Annotated in this window: 15 protein-coding genes; 7 read left to right on the forward strand and 8 right to left on the reverse strand. The window is 70.6% G+C overall.

The features are described 5' to 3' along the window. The first annotated feature begins 10 nt into the window (after positions 1–10). From AB0H88_RS05420 to AB0H88_RS05435, 4 genes are all read left to right on the forward strand, one after another. Positions 11–1,405 (forward strand): family 2B encapsulin nanocompartment shell protein, encoded by a 1,395-nt coding sequence (locus tag AB0H88_RS05420; protein ID WP_357641525.1) that lies wholly within the window; start codon positions 11–13, stop codon positions 1,403–1,405. A 30-nt stretch (positions 1,406–1,435) separates the two neighbouring features. Then, positions 1,436–2,710 (forward strand): family 2 encapsulin nanocompartment cargo protein terpene cyclase, encoded by a 1,275-nt coding sequence (locus AB0H88_RS05425; RefSeq protein ID WP_357641527.1) that lies wholly within the window; start codon positions 1,436–1,438, stop codon positions 2,708–2,710. A gap of 41 nt (positions 2,711–2,751) precedes the next feature. Further along, positions 2,752–3,606 (forward strand): geranyl diphosphate 2-C-methyltransferase, encoded by an 855-nt coding sequence (locus AB0H88_RS05430; protein WP_357641529.1) that lies wholly within the window; start codon positions 2,752–2,754, stop codon positions 3,604–3,606. A gap of 189 nt (positions 3,607–3,795) precedes the next feature. Beyond that, positions 3,796–5,850, forward strand: coding sequence for a beta-galactosidase (locus AB0H88_RS05435; protein WP_357641531.1), 2,055 nt, complete (start codon positions 3,796–3,798; stop codon positions 5,848–5,850). A gap of 99 nt (positions 5,851–5,949) precedes the next feature. Here the strand turns inward: AB0H88_RS05435 and AB0H88_RS05440 are convergent, their stop codons facing one another. Beyond that, positions 5,950–6,414 carry a PPOX class F420-dependent oxidoreductase gene (locus AB0H88_RS05440; RefSeq protein ID WP_357641533.1) on the reverse strand — a complete coding sequence of 155 codons (465 nt, stop codon included), beginning with the start codon at positions 6,412–6,414 and terminating at the stop codon, positions 5,950–5,952. Between the two features lie 63 nt (positions 6,415–6,477). Next, the gene (locus tag AB0H88_RS05445) at positions 6,478–8,976 is read right to left on the reverse strand and encodes a caspase family protein (RefSeq protein WP_357641535.1); all 2,499 of its coding nucleotides are present in this window, start codon (positions 8,974–8,976) and stop codon (positions 6,478–6,480) included. An 83-nt stretch (positions 8,977–9,059) separates the two neighbouring features. Here AB0H88_RS05445 and AB0H88_RS05450 point away from each other — a divergent pair, with 83 nt between their 5' ends. After that, the gene (locus AB0H88_RS05450) at positions 9,060–9,533 is read left to right on the forward strand and encodes a GNAT family N-acetyltransferase (RefSeq protein WP_357641537.1); all 474 of its coding nucleotides are present in this window, start codon (positions 9,060–9,062) and stop codon (positions 9,531–9,533) included. Then, a complete protein-coding gene (locus tag AB0H88_RS05455; RefSeq protein WP_357641539.1) occupies positions 9,530–10,012 on the forward strand; it encodes a metallophosphoesterase family protein in 483 nt (160 codons plus the stop codon). The genes AB0H88_RS05450 and AB0H88_RS05455 overlap by 4 nt, the downstream gene beginning before the upstream one ends. Positions 10,013–10,093: 81 nt before the next feature. On the opposite strand, the gene AB0H88_RS05460 is transcribed toward AB0H88_RS05455, so the two are convergent. Next, on the reverse strand, positions 10,094–10,846 hold the full coding sequence (locus AB0H88_RS05460; RefSeq protein WP_357641541.1) for a poly-gamma-glutamate hydrolase family protein: 753 nt from the start codon (positions 10,844–10,846) through the stop codon (positions 10,094–10,096). Positions 10,847–10,968: 122 nt separating this feature from the next. Between AB0H88_RS05460 and AB0H88_RS05465 the strand changes: the two genes are divergently transcribed. Then, the gene (locus AB0H88_RS05465) at positions 10,969–11,505 is read left to right on the forward strand and encodes an XdhC family protein (RefSeq protein WP_357641542.1); all 537 of its coding nucleotides are present in this window, start codon (positions 10,969–10,971) and stop codon (positions 11,503–11,505) included. 39 nt (positions 11,506–11,544) lie between these two features. On the opposite strand, the gene AB0H88_RS05470 is transcribed toward AB0H88_RS05465, so the two are convergent. The 5 genes from AB0H88_RS05470 to AB0H88_RS05490 form a co-directional block, all read right to left on the reverse strand. Next, positions 11,545–11,778 (reverse strand): DUF6289 family protein, encoded by a 234-nt coding sequence (locus AB0H88_RS05470; RefSeq protein WP_357641544.1) that lies wholly within the window; start codon positions 11,776–11,778, stop codon positions 11,545–11,547. Between the two features lie 136 nt (positions 11,779–11,914). Beyond that, positions 11,915–13,222, reverse strand: coding sequence for an alpha-glucosidase/alpha-galactosidase (locus tag AB0H88_RS05475; protein ID WP_357641546.1), 1,308 nt, complete (start codon positions 13,220–13,222; stop codon positions 11,915–11,917). Positions 13,223–13,227: 5 nt separating this feature from the next. Continuing rightward, positions 13,228–14,211 carry a carbohydrate kinase family protein gene (locus tag AB0H88_RS05480; RefSeq protein WP_357641548.1) on the reverse strand — a complete coding sequence of 328 codons (984 nt, stop codon included), beginning with the start codon at positions 14,209–14,211 and terminating at the stop codon, positions 13,228–13,230. Positions 14,212–14,237: 26 nt separating this feature from the next. Next, on the reverse strand, positions 14,238–15,119 hold the full coding sequence (locus tag AB0H88_RS05485; protein ID WP_357641550.1) for a carbohydrate ABC transporter permease: 882 nt from the start codon (positions 15,117–15,119) through the stop codon (positions 14,238–14,240). Continuing rightward, on the reverse strand, positions 15,116–16,066 hold the full coding sequence (locus AB0H88_RS05490) for a sugar ABC transporter permease (RefSeq protein WP_357641551.1): 951 nt from the start codon (positions 16,064–16,066) through the stop codon (positions 15,116–15,118). The genes AB0H88_RS05485 and AB0H88_RS05490 overlap by 4 nt, the downstream gene beginning before the upstream one ends. Positions 16,067–16,073 lie beyond the last annotated feature (7 nt).

A 16,073-nucleotide genomic window follows, 5' to 3' on the forward strand; every position in this document is an offset into this window, starting at 1 on the left:
GCGAGGAAACATGCCCCCCGAGCAAGCGGAACACCGGCTGAGCCTGGACACCCGGGCCGCGCGCAACCTGGCCACCACCACCAAGACCCGTCCGCAGATGCAGGCCATCACCTCCCGCTGGCTGCTGCGCATGCTTCCGTGGGTGGACGTGGCCGGGGGCACCTATCGGGTCAACCGCCGGCTGACCCACGCGGTGGGACGTGGCCGGGTCAGCGTGGTGCAGAACGGCGCCGACGACGTGTGGATCATCTCCGAGACGCTCACGGAGCTGCCCGCCCTGCGCGGGTTCGGCGACCCCGACGTGCTGAGCGCGATCGCCTCGACGTTCACGGCGCGGCGGTTCCAGGCCGGTGAGATCCTCGTCGAGGCCGGAACGCCGGTCACCGAGACCTTCGTGATCGCCCACGGCCGGCTCAACCGGCTGTCCACCGGCCAATACGGCGGCACGGTGGTCCTCGGGGTCATCGCGGACGGCGACCAGTTCGGCGACGAGGCCTTCGCACAGGATGATCCCCGGTGGCCGTGCTCGATCCAGGCCACCACCGCCGGGACGGTCATGGTGTCGCCGCGGCGGGAGTTCCGGCGGCTGCTCGACCAGTCGCCCGCCCTGCGCGAGCACATCCAGCGTTACCTGGAGGGCACCCGCAAGCCGGTCAACAAACGCGGCGAGGCGGCGGTCCACGTGGCCGCCGGGCACGTCGGCGAGCCGGACATCGGCGGCACCTTCGTGGACTACGAGCTCAATCCTCGCGAATACCCCCTGAGCGTCTCGCAGACCGTCCTGCGGGTCCACACCCGCGTGGCCGACCTCTACAACGAGCCGATGAACCAGTTCGAGGAGCAGCTCCGCCTGACGATCCACGAGATCCGCGAACGCCAGGAATGGGAGCTGCTGAACAACCGAGAGTTCGGGCTGCTGCACAACGCCGACTACGGGCAGCGGATCAACACCTGGTCCGGTCCCCCGACCCCGGACGACCTGGACGACCTGATCAGCATGCGCCGCAAGACCCGGCTGCTGCTCGCGCATCCCAAGGCGATCGCCGCCTTCTTCCGCGAGTGCAACAAGCGCGGCCTGACCGTGGGCAGCGCCAACGTCAACGGCCACGAGATCCCGGCCTGGCGCGGAATCCCGATCTTCCCCTGCGGCAAGATCCCGATCACCGACGGGCACACCAGCTCGATCGTGGCCATGCGCACCGGCGAGGAGGACCAGGGGGTGGTCGGCCTGCACCAGGTCGGCCTCCCCGAGGAGTACGAGCCCGGCCTGAACGTCCGCTTCATGGGGATCAACCGCCAGGCGGTGATGTCCTACCTGGTCAGCGCCTATTACTCGACGGCGATCCTGGTGCCCGACGCGATCGGGATCCTGGAGAACGCCAACATCGCCGCCCCTCGGTCCTGACCGAATCCACCTTCCTAGGAAGAGGGCCGCATGACCGCAGACGACACCGCAGAGCCTCCGGCCGCCATTACGCTGCCGGCCGGCCCCTCCGTCCGCCGAGCCGCCGAAACCCAGGTCCAGGCCATACCTGAGAAGCCCGCCGGAGCGGACGCGCTGGCCCGGATGGCGGCGGGTCCCACCGGCCTGGGCACCTCGGCGCTCCGCGTCCCGTCCCCGGACCAGTGGCCCCCGCCCAGGGTCTGCGAGCACGACGGGCACGAACCCCCGCAGCCGCAGCTGACCCTTTCGAGCGCCATGCGCACGCACGACCTCGCGCCGCTCGCCTACCGGGAGCGGGAGTGGGGCGACGGGTCGTATCCCCCGCTGTACTGCCCCGAGACCGTACGCATCGACGAGGACCTGGGCGAGGAGGTCAACCGGCGCCTGGTGGCGTGGGCGGAGCGGGTCGGGATCCACGAGGGCCGGATGAAGGTGTTCAGCGACACGGGCTACGGCCGGCTGGCCATGCTCACGCACGCCGACACCGACGACCCCGACATGCTGCTGATCGCGGCGCAGACGAACGCCGCCTGGTGGGCGGCCGACGACTACTACGCCGACGAGACCGACCTGGGCGCGACGCCGACCGAGCTGCCACCGCGGCTGGCCCTGGTGATGTCCGCCATGGACCCACCCCCGCCCGTGGGCGACTACACCCGCCAGCTGGAGGAGACGATCCAGGCCGACCCCGTCCTGGTCTCGCTGAGGTCGAGCATCAGCCACATCTCCCGCCACGCCACCCCGTCACAGATCGGGCGCGTCTGCAACATCACCTCCCAGATGTACGTGAGCTGGGCGGCCTACGCGGCTTGGCGCTACCTGGAGACGCCGCCGCCGGTCTGGCGCTACCTCGCGGCCCGTCAGCACGACAGCTTCTACACCTCCATGACGCTGATCGACATCGTGGGCGGCTACCAGCTGCCCGCCGACCTCTTCTTCGAGCGGCGCTTCCACACCGCGCTCATGCAGGCGGGCACCGCCAGCGTCCTGGTCAACGACCTCTATTCCGTCGAGAAGGAGGCCGCGGACGAACTCCCCGACTCCAACGTGATCCTGCTCATCGCGGCCGAGGAGAAGTGTTCCATCCGCGAGGCGACCGAACGCGCGATCGCCCTCCACAACGGTCTCGTCACGGACTTCGAATCCAGCCATCGCGCACTCGCCGCCGTCCCGTGCGTGGAACTCCAGCGGTTCCTGCGCGGAGCGCAGGCGTGGATGGCCGGATGCCTCGAATGGCATGGCTCCTCCAGCCGCTACCAGTCTTGACCCCACTACCCCGGTATTTCATGAAGAAGGGAATCCCTCAGGTGACCACTACGCAGGACTCCACCGTTCTCAGCAGCCTCTACCAGCGATCCGTCGCCGACTACTGGAACACCGAGCAGAACCCGGTCAACCTCCGGCTGGGCGAAGTGGACGGCATCTACCACCACCACTACGGCATCGGCGAGGTCGACTGGACAGTGCTGGACGGCCCCGCGGAGACCCGGGACGAACGCGTGATCAAGGAGCTCCACCGGCTCGAATCGGCGCAGGCCGACTTCCTCATGAGCCGGCTCGGCCCGCTCGAACCCCACCACCGGGTGATGGACGCGGGCTCGGGCAGAGGCGGCAGCAGCATCGTGGCCAACCTGCGGTTCGGCTGCCACGTGGACGGGGTCTCCATTTCCGAGTCGCAGGTCGCCTTCGCCAACGAGCAGGCGAGGAAGCGCGGCGTGGCGGACAAGGTGCGCTTCCACTTTCGCAACATGCTGGACACCGGCTTCGAGTCTGGAACGTTCCAGGCGATCTGGAACAACGAGAGCACGATGTACGTCGAGCTCTCGCTGCTGTTCGCCGAGCACGCCCGGCTGCTGAGCCGCGGTGGCCGATACGTGTGCATCACCGGCTGTTACAACGACGCCTACGGCCTGCCGTCCCGGGCCATCAGCCAGATCAACGCACACTACATCTGCGACATCCATCCGCGCAGCACGTACTTCAAGGAGATGGCGGCCAACCGCCTCGTCCCCATCAGTGTCGTCGACCTCACGCCCGCGACGATCCCCTACTGGGAACTGCGCGCCAAGACCGCCCTGGCCACCGGCATCGAACAGCCCTTCCTCGACGCCTACAAGAACGGCAGCTTCCAGTACCTCCTCATCGCCGCCGATCGCGCCTGACAGACGCGCCCCCGGCCGAGCTCGGACGGCCTTCAGGTCAGGCGGCGCGTACGCCGCCTGACTGGACATTTAGGACGCATCACCTAAAGACGTTGACATACCCGCAAACCGGGCCATAGATTTTTTGCGAAACGTTTACCACGACTCGTCTCGGCCCGCCGCTGCGCCGAGCGCCCAGGCCGGAGTGGAATGACTTCGTTAGGCTCGGGCCCGGCGCGACGGAGCAGGCATCTGACGGCCTCGCCGCGACTGGGCACGCACACCCTCACCAACGGTCGCGGGCTGCTCTTCGGCGGCGACTACAACCCCGAGCAGTGGCCAGAAGAGGTCTGGACCGAGGACGTCGAGCTGATGAAGGCGGCCGGGGTCAACCTGGTCACTGTCGGCGTGTTCAGCTGGGCCCGGATCGAGCCGAACCCGGGCGCGCGGGACTTCGGCTGGCTCGACCGGGTGCTCGACCTGCTCGGCTCGGCCGGAATCGCGGTCGACCTGGCCACCCCGACCGCCTCGCCGCCGCCATGGCTGGGCCACCGCTGGCCGCGAACCCTGCCCGTGGACGAGTCGGGACACCGGCTCTGGTACGGCTCGCGCAACCAGTTCTGCCCGTCGTCCCCGGTGTACCGGGAGAAGGCGCTGGCCATCGTCACCGATCTCGCCGACCGCTACGCCGGGCACCCGGCGCTGGCGCTGTGGCACGTGGGCAACGAGTACGGCCAGGTCTGCCACTGCGGTGACACGGCGGCGGCGTTCCGCACCTGGCTGCGGGAGCGCTACGGCGACCTGGACGCCCTGAACGAGGCGTGGGGCACCAGCTTCTGGAGCCAGCACTACGGCGAGTGGGCCGAGATCATCCCCCCGCGCCGCGCCCCGTACATGATCAACCCCACCCAGCAGCTGGACTTCTGGCGGTTCTGCTCAGACTCGCTGCTCGCGCACTACCGCGCCGAACGCGACATCCTGCGCGAGCGCACCCCGGACGTCCCCGTCACCACGAACTTCATGGGCCTGTTCAAGCCCGTCGACTACTGGGCGTGGGCGCCCGAAGAGGACATCGTCTCCAACGACTGGTACCCCGACCCCGCCGACCCCCTCTCCCCCGCCCGCTCGGCGCTCACCCACGACCTGACCCGCTCACTCGGGGGCGGGCGGCCGTGGCTGCTGATGGAGCAGGCCACGAACGGGGTGAACTGGCGCCCGCACAACCTCCCCAAACCGGCCGGACAGCTGCGGCTGGAGTCGTTGCAGGCGCTCGCCCGCGGCGCCGACGGGCTGTGCTACTTCCAGTGGCGGGCCTCCCGGTTCGGCGCCGAGCGCTTCCACGCCGCGATGGTGCCGCACGCGGGGCCGGAGACCCGGCTGCACGCCGAGGTCCGCGCCCACGGCAACGAGCTGCGCAAGTTGGCCTCGGTGGCGGGCACACCGGTTCCCGCCCAGGTGGCGATGGTGCACGACTGGGCCAGCTGGTGGGCGCTGGAGGAGCGCGGCCGGCCCAGTGACCGGCTCACCCTGCCCGACCAGCTCCTGCGCTTCTACCGGCCGTTGTGGGAGCGCGGCGTGACCGTGGACCTGGTGCCGCCGTCGGCGGACCTCACCGGGTACGCGCTGGCCGTGGTGCCGAACCTCTACCTGATCAGCGATGGGGACGCCGCGTCCCTGACCGAGTACGTGCACCGTGGCGGTGTGTTGGTGGTCGGCCCCTTCTCCGGGGTGGCGGACCCGCGGGCGCACGTCCGTACCGGCCGCTTCCCCGCGCCGCTGCGCGAGGTGCTGGGGGCGTCCGGCGAGGAGTGGCTGCCCGCCCCGGAGGACCGGCCGGTGCGCTGCCGCTGGGCCGACGGCAGCGGCTTCACCGCGCGGATCTGGACCGAGCTGATGGCGGCCGAGGGCGCCGAGCCGGTCGCCACGTTCGCCGACGGCGACCTGGCCGGCCGCCCGGCGGTGCTGCGGCACGAGAGCGGCGCGGGCGTCGCCTGGTATGTGGCGACGGTGCCCGAGGCCGACGGGCTGGCCGAACTGACCGCGCGGGTGCTGGCCGACGCGGAGGTGACCGGCGCCCTGCCCGAGCTGCCGCCCGGCGTCGAGGCGGTACGCCGGGGGCCCGTGCTGTTCGTGCTCAACCACGGCGACGAGACGCGGCGCGTGCCGATCCCCTATCCGGCCGAGGATCTGCTGACCGGGTCCACGGCCGACGGCATGGTGACGCTGGCGCCGCGCGCGGTCGTCGCGCTGCGTCCCCTCGGCTGATCCCGTCCTCGGCTGGGCCCGTCCACAGCTGACCCGTCCTCACCTGGCCCCGTCCTCAGCTGACCCGACCCTCAGTTGACCCGTCCTCAGCTGGCCCCGTCAGAGCGCCAGACGGGCCGGGAAGCCGCCGGTCGCGATCGGACTCCAGCGATCGATGTGCAGGCGGATGAGGGACTTGCCCTGCCGCTCCATGGCGGCACGGTAGTCATCCCAATCGGGATGCTCGCCGGAGATGCACCGGTAGTAGTCCACCAGCGCGTCGAGCGCCTCGGGCATGTCCAGCACCTCGGCCCGCCCGTCGACCTGGACGTACGGGCCGTCCCAGTCGTCGGACAGCACGCAGATCGACGCCCGCTCGTCACGGCGGGCGTTGCGTGCCTTGGCCCGGTCGGGATAGGTCGACACCACGATCCGGCCGCCTTCGTCCACCCCGCAGGACACCGGCGAGAGCTGGGGCCGCCCGTCGGCACGCGTGGTCGACAGCAGGCCGTGATGCCTGGGACGGAGGAAATCGAGGAGTTCGGGCAGTTCGACACGGTTGGCGGTCGCGACCCTCGGAGCCATTTTCTTCACATACCTTTCCGCGCCGGGCCATCGGCAGCGGCCGGCGCCAAGACTCCGATCCTTTCACCTCCCCGGGTCAGACGACGGTTCGCGTTCCGTTGTCGCGCTCGGACGGCTCAGATAGGCACCGACCGCGACGCAGACCGCCGCAAGAGACAGGACCAGCAGTCGCCCCGGCTGAGTCGGAGCCGCCTCCAGGGTTTGCGGCCCCCAATGGGAGAAATTGGGGAAGGAGTTGGAGTAGTAGCCGACCCCGTACAGCAGCCCGACGATCACCGAGAGCCGCGCGGCGGCCAGGACGTACGGTCGCGGACGCGCCGACAACGCGGCGATCAGCAGCATCACGAGCAGAGCGGGCTGGTAGGCGGCGGCCATCTGGTTCCTGCCGGTGCTCAGGTGATACACCTCGACCAGGTCGTACGTCACGAGTAAGGTCGCCACCAGCCCAAGCGCCATCGGGACCCACGGCAGGCCCTGGCGCGCGTGACGGACAAAGTGGAGGACGGCCAGCACGACGAAGCCACCGGCGAGGGCGACCGTGGCGATCCATATCGCGCTCTCCCCGGGACCACGCGTGATCTCTGCGGGGGCGGCGAGATGGGCGGCGATCGCGGCCAGAGCCAGGACGACCACGACCCGGTCGAGGAATCTCCACCGGCCGGGGGCGGCGGATATCGTCTCGAACAGCACGGCCGCGAGCACCAGGACGCCTGCGGCCGCCGCCACCCATCCGGTCACGGGTTGCGATCCCCGTGCCCAGGAGAAGACGAACAGCTCGCCGATGTAGACGGCGGCGAGCCCGAACGTGGCGCCGACGGCCACGTCGCGCTCAAGGCGGCCGGGCGGCAGCAGGCCGACCAGGACGGCGGCGGTCACCAGAAGCGCCAGCCAGATCGAGGCGATCGGCGTGACGAGCGCGATCATCGGCGTACTGACCAGCAGCAAGGCCGCCACCAGCGCCAACGCCCGCACGAGAACGAGCCACCGGGACGACCTGGCCGCCGATGACGCGGGCACGGACGGGGAGACCGTGCTGGTCGCCGGCGTCGGTGTCGCGAGCACGGGCGTCGGTATCGCAGGCGCGGGTGCCGCGGGCACGGGCGTCAGTGGCGCGGGCGCGGGTGCCGCGGGCTTCGGTGTCTTGGGTGCTGCCCCGGCGGGCTCGGCGGGCCCACTGGCCCGTTTCGCGACCCGTGGAGCCGTGGCCTCAGCGCCCAGGGCCTTGGTGGCGGCCCCCGACACGAGTCGGCTGTCGTCGTCGGCCAGCGCCTCCAGAGCCAGCCGTGCCGCCAGGGCCAACCCTTCGTGCCTGCTGTGGCGCAGCCGTTCCAGCTCCCCGACCGCACCAGACCTGATCTTGGCGATCGGGTGGTCGATCGCGTGCTGGAGTTCTTCCGGTAGTGACACCGGCCGGCTGACGGGCCGTGCTCGCCTGGCGATGTACATGTCGCCCTGCACGTCGAACGTCCACTTGCCCGGTGTCTGGCTGGGTGTGGTGCGCCGTACGGTGTCGTAGACGTGGTCGTACAGCTCGTCGATGGCGACATAGCCATCCGAGTCCCGGTCGGCCTCGCCGCTCTCCAGCCCTTCCACCAGGGCGCTGGTGAAGACGGAGGGCGACACCTCCTGGGTGTCCGCCAGTTCGGTGCCGTCGAAGGCGTACTCCATGGCGTTGGACGCGGTGATCACCACGCGACCGCGCCCGCCGAACTGCTCCTCGACGTTGACGCCCAGTCCGGCGCGCGGCAGCGCCCCGCGCGCGAAGGCGCCCGCGTAGCAGCAGTCGAGCAGCAGGACGATGCGGCGCGACCGGCTGCGGCTCATCCGGCGGTTGACGAACTCGGCCGGCACCGCGGTCGCCGCGAGCCGGTTGAGCTTGGTGGTGGGCGTGGCGAAGTACAGTTCGCCGGATTCGTCCTTGACGCCGTGACCCGAGAAGTGCAGCAGGAGCAGATCGTCGGGATCCCGGTCGGCGAAGAACTCCTCCACCGCCTCGTTGACGTCCTGCGTGGTCTCGTTGAGCATCGTACGGACGTCGAACCCGCCGATCCGCCGGTCTCCCAGCACGCGGGCCAATGCCTGGGCGTCCAGCGACGGGGCGCGCAGCCGTCGCAGCCCGGGATCGGCGTACTCGTCGCTCGCCACGATCAGCGCCCTCCGCGTGCCGCTCAGCGGGCGCTCGCCGCCGCGGCCGGTGCGCCGGCGCAGCCACTCGTCGGTGAGCCGCCGCTGCTCGCGGGACGGCACCCCGGTCAGTTCGAGCAGGTCACCGTCGACGCCGAGCTTGACCGAGCGGTTCTGATCGCGCTGCAGCCAGGCCGTCACCGCGTTCACGACCGCCGCGAGCAGGTCCATGCCCGCCAGCGAGATGACCAGGCCGCCCACAGTCAACGACAAGATCGCCCTGGTGCCCGGCGGTGGCTCTCCGGTCTCGGGTGCGGCGTCCAGTATGTCGAGTTCGAGTAATTCGCCGCGCAGCCCAGTGGTCAGCCGCTCCAGCTCCTGCGCGTCCGCGCCGCCGTCGACCACGTGCACGGTCAGCCGCGTCACCTCATCGGCCATCCACTACCCCCCGCCCCGGAGCGTGTCGAGCGCATCATAAGCCCGGGGATCGACCCTCGAACAGCCCGGATATCGTGAGCCCTATGGACATGATCGAAGCCCCACGGCTGGTCCTGCTGCCCCTGCGGGTCGAGCACGCGGACGAGATGGCCGTCGTGCTCGCCGATCCCGCCCTGCACGCCTTCATCGGCGGCGCGCCCGCGACCGCGCAGGAGCTGCGCAGCCGTTATGAACGGCTGGTCGCCGGACCGGCCGGCTGGCGCAACTGGGTGATCCAGCTGCGCGAGGACGGCAGCCTGGTGGGCTACATGCAGGCCACCATCGACCGCCGCACCGCCGAGCTCGCCTGGGTGGTCGGCACCCCCTGGCAGGGCCGGGGCCTGGCCGGCGAGGCCACCAAGGCGCTGGTCGGCTGGATCGCGGGCCAGGAGATCGACACGATCGTCGCGCACATCCACCCCGACCACGCCGCCTCGGCCGCCGTCGCCGCCTCCGCCGGGCTGCGCCCCACCGACCGGTGGCAGGACGGCGAGGTGCGGTGGGAGGCGCGGGTATGAGAGTGGCGGTCCTGTCCGACACCCATGCCCCTCGGTATTGGAAGTCGTGTCCGGACCGGGTGGCCGCGCAGCTGCGGGGGGCCGACGCCATCCTGCACGCGGGCGATGTCTGCACGGGTGCGGTGCTGGCCGAGCTGGCGGCGTACGCGCCGGTTCATGCGGTGAAGGGCAACAACGACGGACCCGACGTGGACGCGCCCGAGACGCTGGAACTCGAGCTCGCCGGGCTGCGGGTGGCGATGATCCATGACAGCGGTACGGCCAAGGGGCGGTGGGAGCGCATGCGGCGGCGTTTCCCGGACGCCGAGCTGGTGGTGTTCGGGCACTCGCACATCCCGCTCGACCATCACGAGGACGGGCTGCGGATCTTCAACCCGGGCTCCCCGACCGACCGCCGCCGCCAGCCGCACGGGACGATCGGGCTGCTCGTGATCGAGGAGGGGCGCCTGGCGTCGGCGGAAATCGTGCCCGTCACCTGATGGCGCCGCTCCCCCGGCGTAACGAGAGCCGACGGACCGGACCGCCCCGATCCCCGGGGACTGCCGAATCCGCCGTTCCGATCAGCCGTTCAGGGCCTTGTTGACCACTGAGGTGTAGGCGTAGAACGCCTTGGTGCGGTTCGCCGGATTCTCGATCGAGCTACGGGTGAGATCGCCGTCGGCGAAGAACTGCTTCCGCTGGGCGGTGCTGATCTCCAGCTGAAGGCCCTTGCCACGGCGGTTCTTGTTGGCGATGTTGTCCGGGCTCGACCCGTCGAGACCGTCCGGGACCTGCTTCGCCACCGTGAACCCGGCGGCGCGCAGGGCGGCGGTGACCCGCTCGACCAGCGCCGTGTCCCGACCGCCGACGTACGTGCTCGCCTCGGTGCTGTCGGAGTAGCCGTGCCAGGAGACGGTACGGTCGACCCGGGCCAGCAGCGCGAGCGCCCGCGGCTCGTCGAAGCGGCTGGCGGTGATGTGCAGGGTGCCGTTGCCCGTGGCCTTGATGCCCTCGAACGCGTAGAAGGCGGCCTGGCTCGCTTGGGCGCTGTAGTCCGCGAGCTGGGACGTGCCGGCCTCGATGCTCCCCCCGTGGATGGCGATGTGCGCCACCTTCGCGCCCTGAGGGAAGCGCTGAACGCGCCGGTAGTCAGTGCCTTCGGTCTCGTGCGCGGCGAGCTCGGCGTAGTTCGCGTACGTGTCGGCGACGCGGTGCTGGGCGGAGGCGGCGGGAGTGCGGTGCTGGGCGGAGGCGGGCGCCGGCACGAGCGCGATACCACCCGCGACGAGGGCGACCCCGGCGAGACCTCGTACCGACGGGAGAACGCTTGCCATGGTCATGCCCCCAGCTGTGGAGAACGGTTGTCGCGTCCACGGTAATGGACTCGGCTTTACCCGCGCGCACGTAGCGAACCGCCCCGGACGACGCCGATCCGATCGCGTGCGAGACTGCTGGCATGGCCCATTCGCATGACGCCCATGCGCATGACGCGGACGCGCTCTGTGACGTCGCCCATGGCGGGGCGGCGGCCGGTTCCGAAGGCCGCACCCTCGTCGCCGTGTTCGCCTCGCCGGTCGCCGACTTCCTGCTGCGTTACGGCGCCGACCTCGGATTCCGCGGGATCCTCTTCGAGCCCGACCCCGGCCGGGCGGTCGCGCCGGTGGGGTTCGAGGTGGTCACCACGCCCCCGGCGGATCTGGACGGCACCGCGGACATCGTGCTCACCGACCACCACCGTCCCGAACTCGCCGCTGTGCTGTACGAGCTGCTCGCGCACAAGTGCCGGTGGATTGGGGTGATGGGCAGCCCGCGCCATCCGGCGCCCTATCTCCAGGCGCTGGCCGAGCTGGGGGCGCCGGAGGAGGACGTCGCCCGGGTGCACCGGCCGATCGGGCTCAACATCGGCTCGCGCACGCCACCGGAGATCGCCGTCGCGACGCTGGCCGGTCTGCTCGCCGACCGCAACGGACGGCCGGGCGGCTTCGCCTTCTGAAGCCACCCGGCCACGGTGCCTGGTTCAGCGGTCCCTGGTTCAGCAGGGAGTCTCGACGAAGTCCTTGTAGATCGTGCGTGTGCCCCAGGAGGAGCCGCCGCCCTCACAGCCCTCGTGCATGGCGCCCACCACCGTGGTGTAGGAGGAGTCGGAGTAGTACGTGGTGACGCAGTAGTTGCCGAGCGCGCAGGCTCGGGCGTACGCGGGAGCGCTGGTGAAGGTCGTGAGGGTGGCGAGGGCGAGGAGTACGGCCAGCAGTACGCGGCGAATCATGAAGATCCTTCCCGATCGAGGAAGCAGCACTGCCGTTGATGATCGATCACCGGGGGCCCGAGCTCAAGACGTGTGAGGATCTTGACTTCTACTGTCCTGAGCTCGGGTAGGCGACGGTCATGAAAAGGCGGCGGGCTCAGCCGAGGGTGGCGCGCAGGGCGGGCTGCAGGCGGTCGGCGTGGGCTCGTACCATGTCGTCGCACAGCTCCCAGATCCGCTCCACGGGCAGGGCGGCAGCGGTCGCCGGGTCCGTCATGGCGGCGTGGCGGATGTGGCGCGGGTCGTCCTCCAGCGCGGCCCGCACGACCAGGTCGTTCATGCTGAGGTAGGTGCGGTTGAGCGCGGCCAGTTGCGGGGGCAGCTCGCCGACGCGGGTGGGCTGCACGCCCATCGCGTCGACCAGGCAGGGCACCTCGACGGTCCCCCGGGCGGGGAGGTTGCTGATCAGGCCGTGGTTGGGAACGTTCCCGTAGATGGTCCTGGGCGTGCCCGTGGTGATGCTGTGGATGATCTGCGGGGCGTACTCCATGGTCCCCTCGACCGGCAGCGGGTCTCCGGCGGCCAGGGCGTCGCGGGTCCGCTCGTAGATGGCCACGTTCTCGTCGACGATGTCCAGGTAAGCGCCGATGGGCAGGCGCAGCCGCTCGATCTCGCTGTCGTGGCCCAGGTACCAGGGCACGTACTCGGAGGAGTGCTCGCTGGTCTCGGTCGGGTAGTAGCCCAGCCGCCGGTACATGTCGACGCGGACGCGGCGGCGCAGCTGCTCGTCCGCGGCGATCAGGGCGTCGAGCCGGGGGTACAGATCCACGCCGTCGTGCTCGAACCGCAGCACCCACGCCTGGTGGTTGACGCCTGCGGCCCGGTAGGTCACCTCCTCGAACGGCACGCCCACCAGGTCGGACAGATCGCGCATCGTCCAGTAGACCGAGTGGCACAGCCCCACCACGCGGGTGAGCCCGGTGGCCTCGGCCAGGTATTGGACGTTCATCGCCATCGGGTTGGTGTAGTTGAGCAGCCATGCCTCGGGGCAGACGGCGGCGATGTCCTCGCCCAGGGCCTTCAGCAGCGGGAACGTGCGCAGCGCGCGGAAGATGCCGCCGACGCCGAGGGTGTCGCCGATGGTCTGGCGCACGCCGTACCGGGCGGGGATCTCGAAGTCGGTGCGGGTCGCCTCGCCCATGCCGACCTGGACGATGTTGATGACGAAGTCGGCGCCGGCGAGCGCTTCGCGCCGGTCGGCGTGCGCGGTGATCAGCGGGCTCGCCCCGCGCTCGGCGGCGATGTGCCGGGCGGCGGCCGTCGCGGTGCTCAGGCGCTCGGCGTCGATGTCGTGCAGGGCGATGCGGGCCTCCTTCAGCTCGGCGAAGGCGAACAGGTCCGCCAGGAGGCCCTGGGTGAAGACGACGCTCCCGGCGCCGATGAATGCGATCTTCGGGGTGTTCATGTCGGCTACTTTTCCTCGCTGGTGACGTGTGCGACGGCTTCATCCCAAGAGGGCTGGGCCGGGGTGCCGCCTTGGGCACGGGTGGACAGGGCGCCGCAGACGGCGGCGAGGTCCAGGGCTCGGGCGGGGGGTAGTCCGGCCAGGGTCGCGGCGACGAAGCCGGCGTCGAAGCTGTCGCCCGCGCCGACCGCGTCCACGGGGGTGACGGTGATGCCGCGGGTGGTGACGAGCGTGCGCCCGTCGTGGCAGAGGGCGCCGTCCGCGCCGTTCTTGACCACCACCAGCGGCCCCCGCGCGGCGAGCGCGGCGGCGGCCGCTTCCAAGGACGCCAAGGACGCCAAGGAATCCGAAGAGTCCGGGGAGCCCGAAGAGTCCAGCGAGCGCGCGAGGTGGCGTGCCTCGTGCGCGTTGGGGAGCAGGATGTCGGTCTCGGCGAGTACGGCGGCCAGCCCCGACGGATCCCACAGCCCCGCGGGGTCGTCGTTGGTGTCGAGCGAGGTCGTGGCGCCGTGGGCCCGCGCGGTGCGCAACAGGCCGGGCAGCGCCTTCGCCAGCCCCGGCATGAGGAAGTAGGAGGCGGCGTGCACGTGCCGGGTGGCGGCCAGCAGCGGCTCGGGCACGTCGTCGCCTCCGGTGGCGGCCAGGGTGCCGGGTGCGGTCAGGATCGCGCGGTCGCCGCCGTCGCGGGTGAGGACGACGGTGAGAGGGGTGGACCGCTCCGGATCCACGCGCAGCGCCTCGGTGTCGACCCCACGGGCGTTCAGGGCGTCGCGGACGTAGCGGCCGGCGTCGTCGTCGCCGACGCGCCCGGCGAAGGCGACGCGCAGGCCCAGACGCGCGGCGCCGCAGGCCATGATCGCCGCGGAGCCGCCGAGGGTGAGCGCGCCGGCGCCGACGAGCTGCTCGCGCTGCTCGAAGGCGAGCGGGGCGTCCAGGGGGCCGAGGATGACGTCGGGGTTGGCGTCGCCGATGACAAGCAGGTCGAACATGAACTTCCTGTTGCTGGAGATGGGTTTCAGCCCTTGAGGCCGCTGGAGGTGATGGACCGGATGAAGGACTTCTGGGCGCCGACGAAGGCGAGCAGCACCGGCAGGACCGTGATGACGTTCCCGGCCATGACCGCCGCCCACTGCGTGTGGTGCTTGCCCTGGAAGGTGGCCAGGCCCAGTTGCAGGGTGTACTGGGTGTCGTGGTTGATGGCGATCAGCGGCCAGGTCAGATCGTTCCAGGTGGACAGGAACGTCAGGATCGCCACGGTGCTCAGCGCGGGCCGCGACAGCGGCAGCACGATACGGAACAGCACCCGCAGCCGTGAGCACCCGTCCATCCAGGCGGCCTCCTCCAGCTCCCTGGGCAGCGAGAGGAAGAACTGCCGCAACAGGAACACCGCGAACGGCGTGACCAGCGACGGCACGATCAGCGCGCCCAGCGTGTCGATGAGCCCGAAGCTCTTCATGACCAGGAACGTCGGGATCATCGTCAGCTGGAACGGGATTGCCATCGTGGCCAGCATCAGCACCAGCAGGACGCGGGAGCCGAAGAATCGCATGCGGGCGAAGGCGTAGCCGCCCAGCGCGCCGAACACCAGGTTGGAGGCGACCGCGACGCCGGAGACGATCAGTGAGTTGAGGAACCAGCGCGGGAACAGCGCGTTGTTGAGCACGTACCGGTAGCCGCCCAGGTTGATCCCCGACGGCCACAGCGCGGGCGGGAAGCGGTTGATCTCCGCGTTGGTCATCACGGAGCTGATCAGCAGCCAGATCAGCGGGATCGCGAAGACCAGCGCGAGCGGCGCCAGCAGCAGGTGCCAGGGGCTGAAGGGCAGCCGCCGCGCGCGGCCCGGCCGGCTCACGCCCGCGTGCGCGGCCCGGCGTTCGGTGGTGGCGGTCGCCGTCATCGGGTGGCTCCTTCGAGGCGCTGGCGCTCGCGGCTCCGGATCACGCGCAACCCGGCGGCGATCACGAACAGGGCCACGGCGAGGACGTAGGCGGCGGCGGCTCCGTAACCGGCCGTGAAGTTCTTGAACGCCTGCTCCCAGATGAAGTAGACGATCACCGTGGTGGCGCCGAGCGGGCCGCCCTTGGTCGTCACGTACACCAGGTCGAAGACCTGCAGGGCGTTGATGGTCTGCCACAGCACCAGGAACACGCTGACCGGCGTGAGCGTGGGCAGGGTGACGTGGCGCAGCAGGTGCCACCGCCCGGCGCCGTCCAGCCGCGCCGCCTCGATCAGCGGCTGCGGTACGTCCTGGAGGGCCGCGAGATACACCACCACGCAGAACCCGAGGCCGCTCCACAAGCTGACGGCCACCAGGACGGGCAGGGCCTGGGCGGGGTCGGCGAAGAACCCCTGGGGAGAGATCCCGAGCCGGTGCAGCACCGCGTTGGCCGCCCCGAACTGCGGGTCCAGGATGAACGAGAACAGCGTCCCCTGTGCCGTGGCCGAGATGACGAACGGCACCACGAACAGCGTGCGGTAGAGGCCGACGAACCTGATCCGCCGGTTCAGGGCGAGGGCCAGCGCCAGTCCCAGCACGATGCTGAGCGGGACGTACAGCACCGTGTAGAGCAACGTGTTGCGGACCGCCTGGCCGAAGTGCGGGTCCTGGGTCAGCGCGTAGTAGTTGTCCAGCCCCACCCAGCGGCTGGGCGTGACCAGGTCGTCGGCCTGGAAGGACAGCAGGAACGACCAGACCGTGGGCACGATGCTGAGCCCGAGGATGATCAGGACGGCGGGGGTGATGAACGTCCAGGCGGTCGCCGACTCCTGGCGGCGGGCCTGGCGCCGGGCCCGTTGCCGCAGCTCGTGGCCGGAGATGGTGATGGGGGAGGGATGAGACGACATGCGAGGC

This window comes from Nonomuraea sp. NPDC050680 (genome assembly GCF_040654555.1).
GTDB lineage: Bacteria > Actinomycetota > Actinomycetes > Streptosporangiales > Streptosporangiaceae > Nonomuraea.

Coding starts and splice junctions, on each gene's coding strand:
- AB0H88_RS05420 (WP_357641525.1), top strand. CDS start 11: ATGCCCCCCGAGCAAGCGGAACACCGGCTGAGCCTGGACACCCGGGCC.
- AB0H88_RS05425 (WP_357641527.1), top strand. CDS start 1,436: ATGACCGCAGACGACACCGCAGAGCCTCCGGCCGCCATTACGCTGCCG.
- AB0H88_RS05435 (WP_357641531.1), top strand. CDS start 3,796: ATGACTTCGTTAGGCTCGGGCCCGGCGCGACGGAGCAGGCATCTGACG.
- AB0H88_RS05440 (WP_357641533.1), bottom strand. CDS start 6,414: ATGGCTCCGAGGGTCGCGACCGCCAACCGTGTCGAACTGCCCGAACTC.
- AB0H88_RS05445 (WP_357641535.1), bottom strand. CDS start 8,976: ATGGCCGATGAGGTGACGCGGCTGACCGTGCACGTGGTCGACGGCGGC.
- AB0H88_RS05450 (WP_357641537.1), top strand. CDS start 9,060: ATGGACATGATCGAAGCCCCACGGCTGGTCCTGCTGCCCCTGCGGGTC.
- AB0H88_RS05455 (WP_357641539.1), top strand. CDS start 9,530: ATGAGAGTGGCGGTCCTGTCCGACACCCATGCCCCTCGGTATTGGAAG.
- AB0H88_RS05460 (WP_357641541.1), bottom strand. CDS start 10,846: ATGGCAAGCGTTCTCCCGTCGGTACGAGGTCTCGCCGGGGTCGCCCTC.
- AB0H88_RS05465 (WP_357641542.1), top strand. CDS start 10,969: ATGGCCCATTCGCATGACGCCCATGCGCATGACGCGGACGCGCTCTGT.
- AB0H88_RS05470 (WP_357641544.1), bottom strand. CDS start 11,778: ATGATTCGCCGCGTACTGCTGGCCGTACTCCTCGCCCTCGCCACCCTC.
- AB0H88_RS05475 (WP_357641546.1), bottom strand. CDS start 13,222: ATGAACACCCCGAAGATCGCATTCATCGGCGCCGGGAGCGTCGTCTTC.
- AB0H88_RS05480 (WP_357641548.1), bottom strand. CDS start 14,211: ATGTTCGACCTGCTTGTCATCGGCGACGCCAACCCCGACGTCATCCTC.
- AB0H88_RS05485 (WP_357641550.1), bottom strand. CDS start 15,119: ATGACGGCGACCGCCACCACCGAACGCCGGGCCGCGCACGCGGGCGTG.
- AB0H88_RS05490 (WP_357641551.1), bottom strand. CDS start 16,066: ATGTCGTCTCATCCCTCCCCCATCACCATCTCCGGCCACGAGCTGCGG.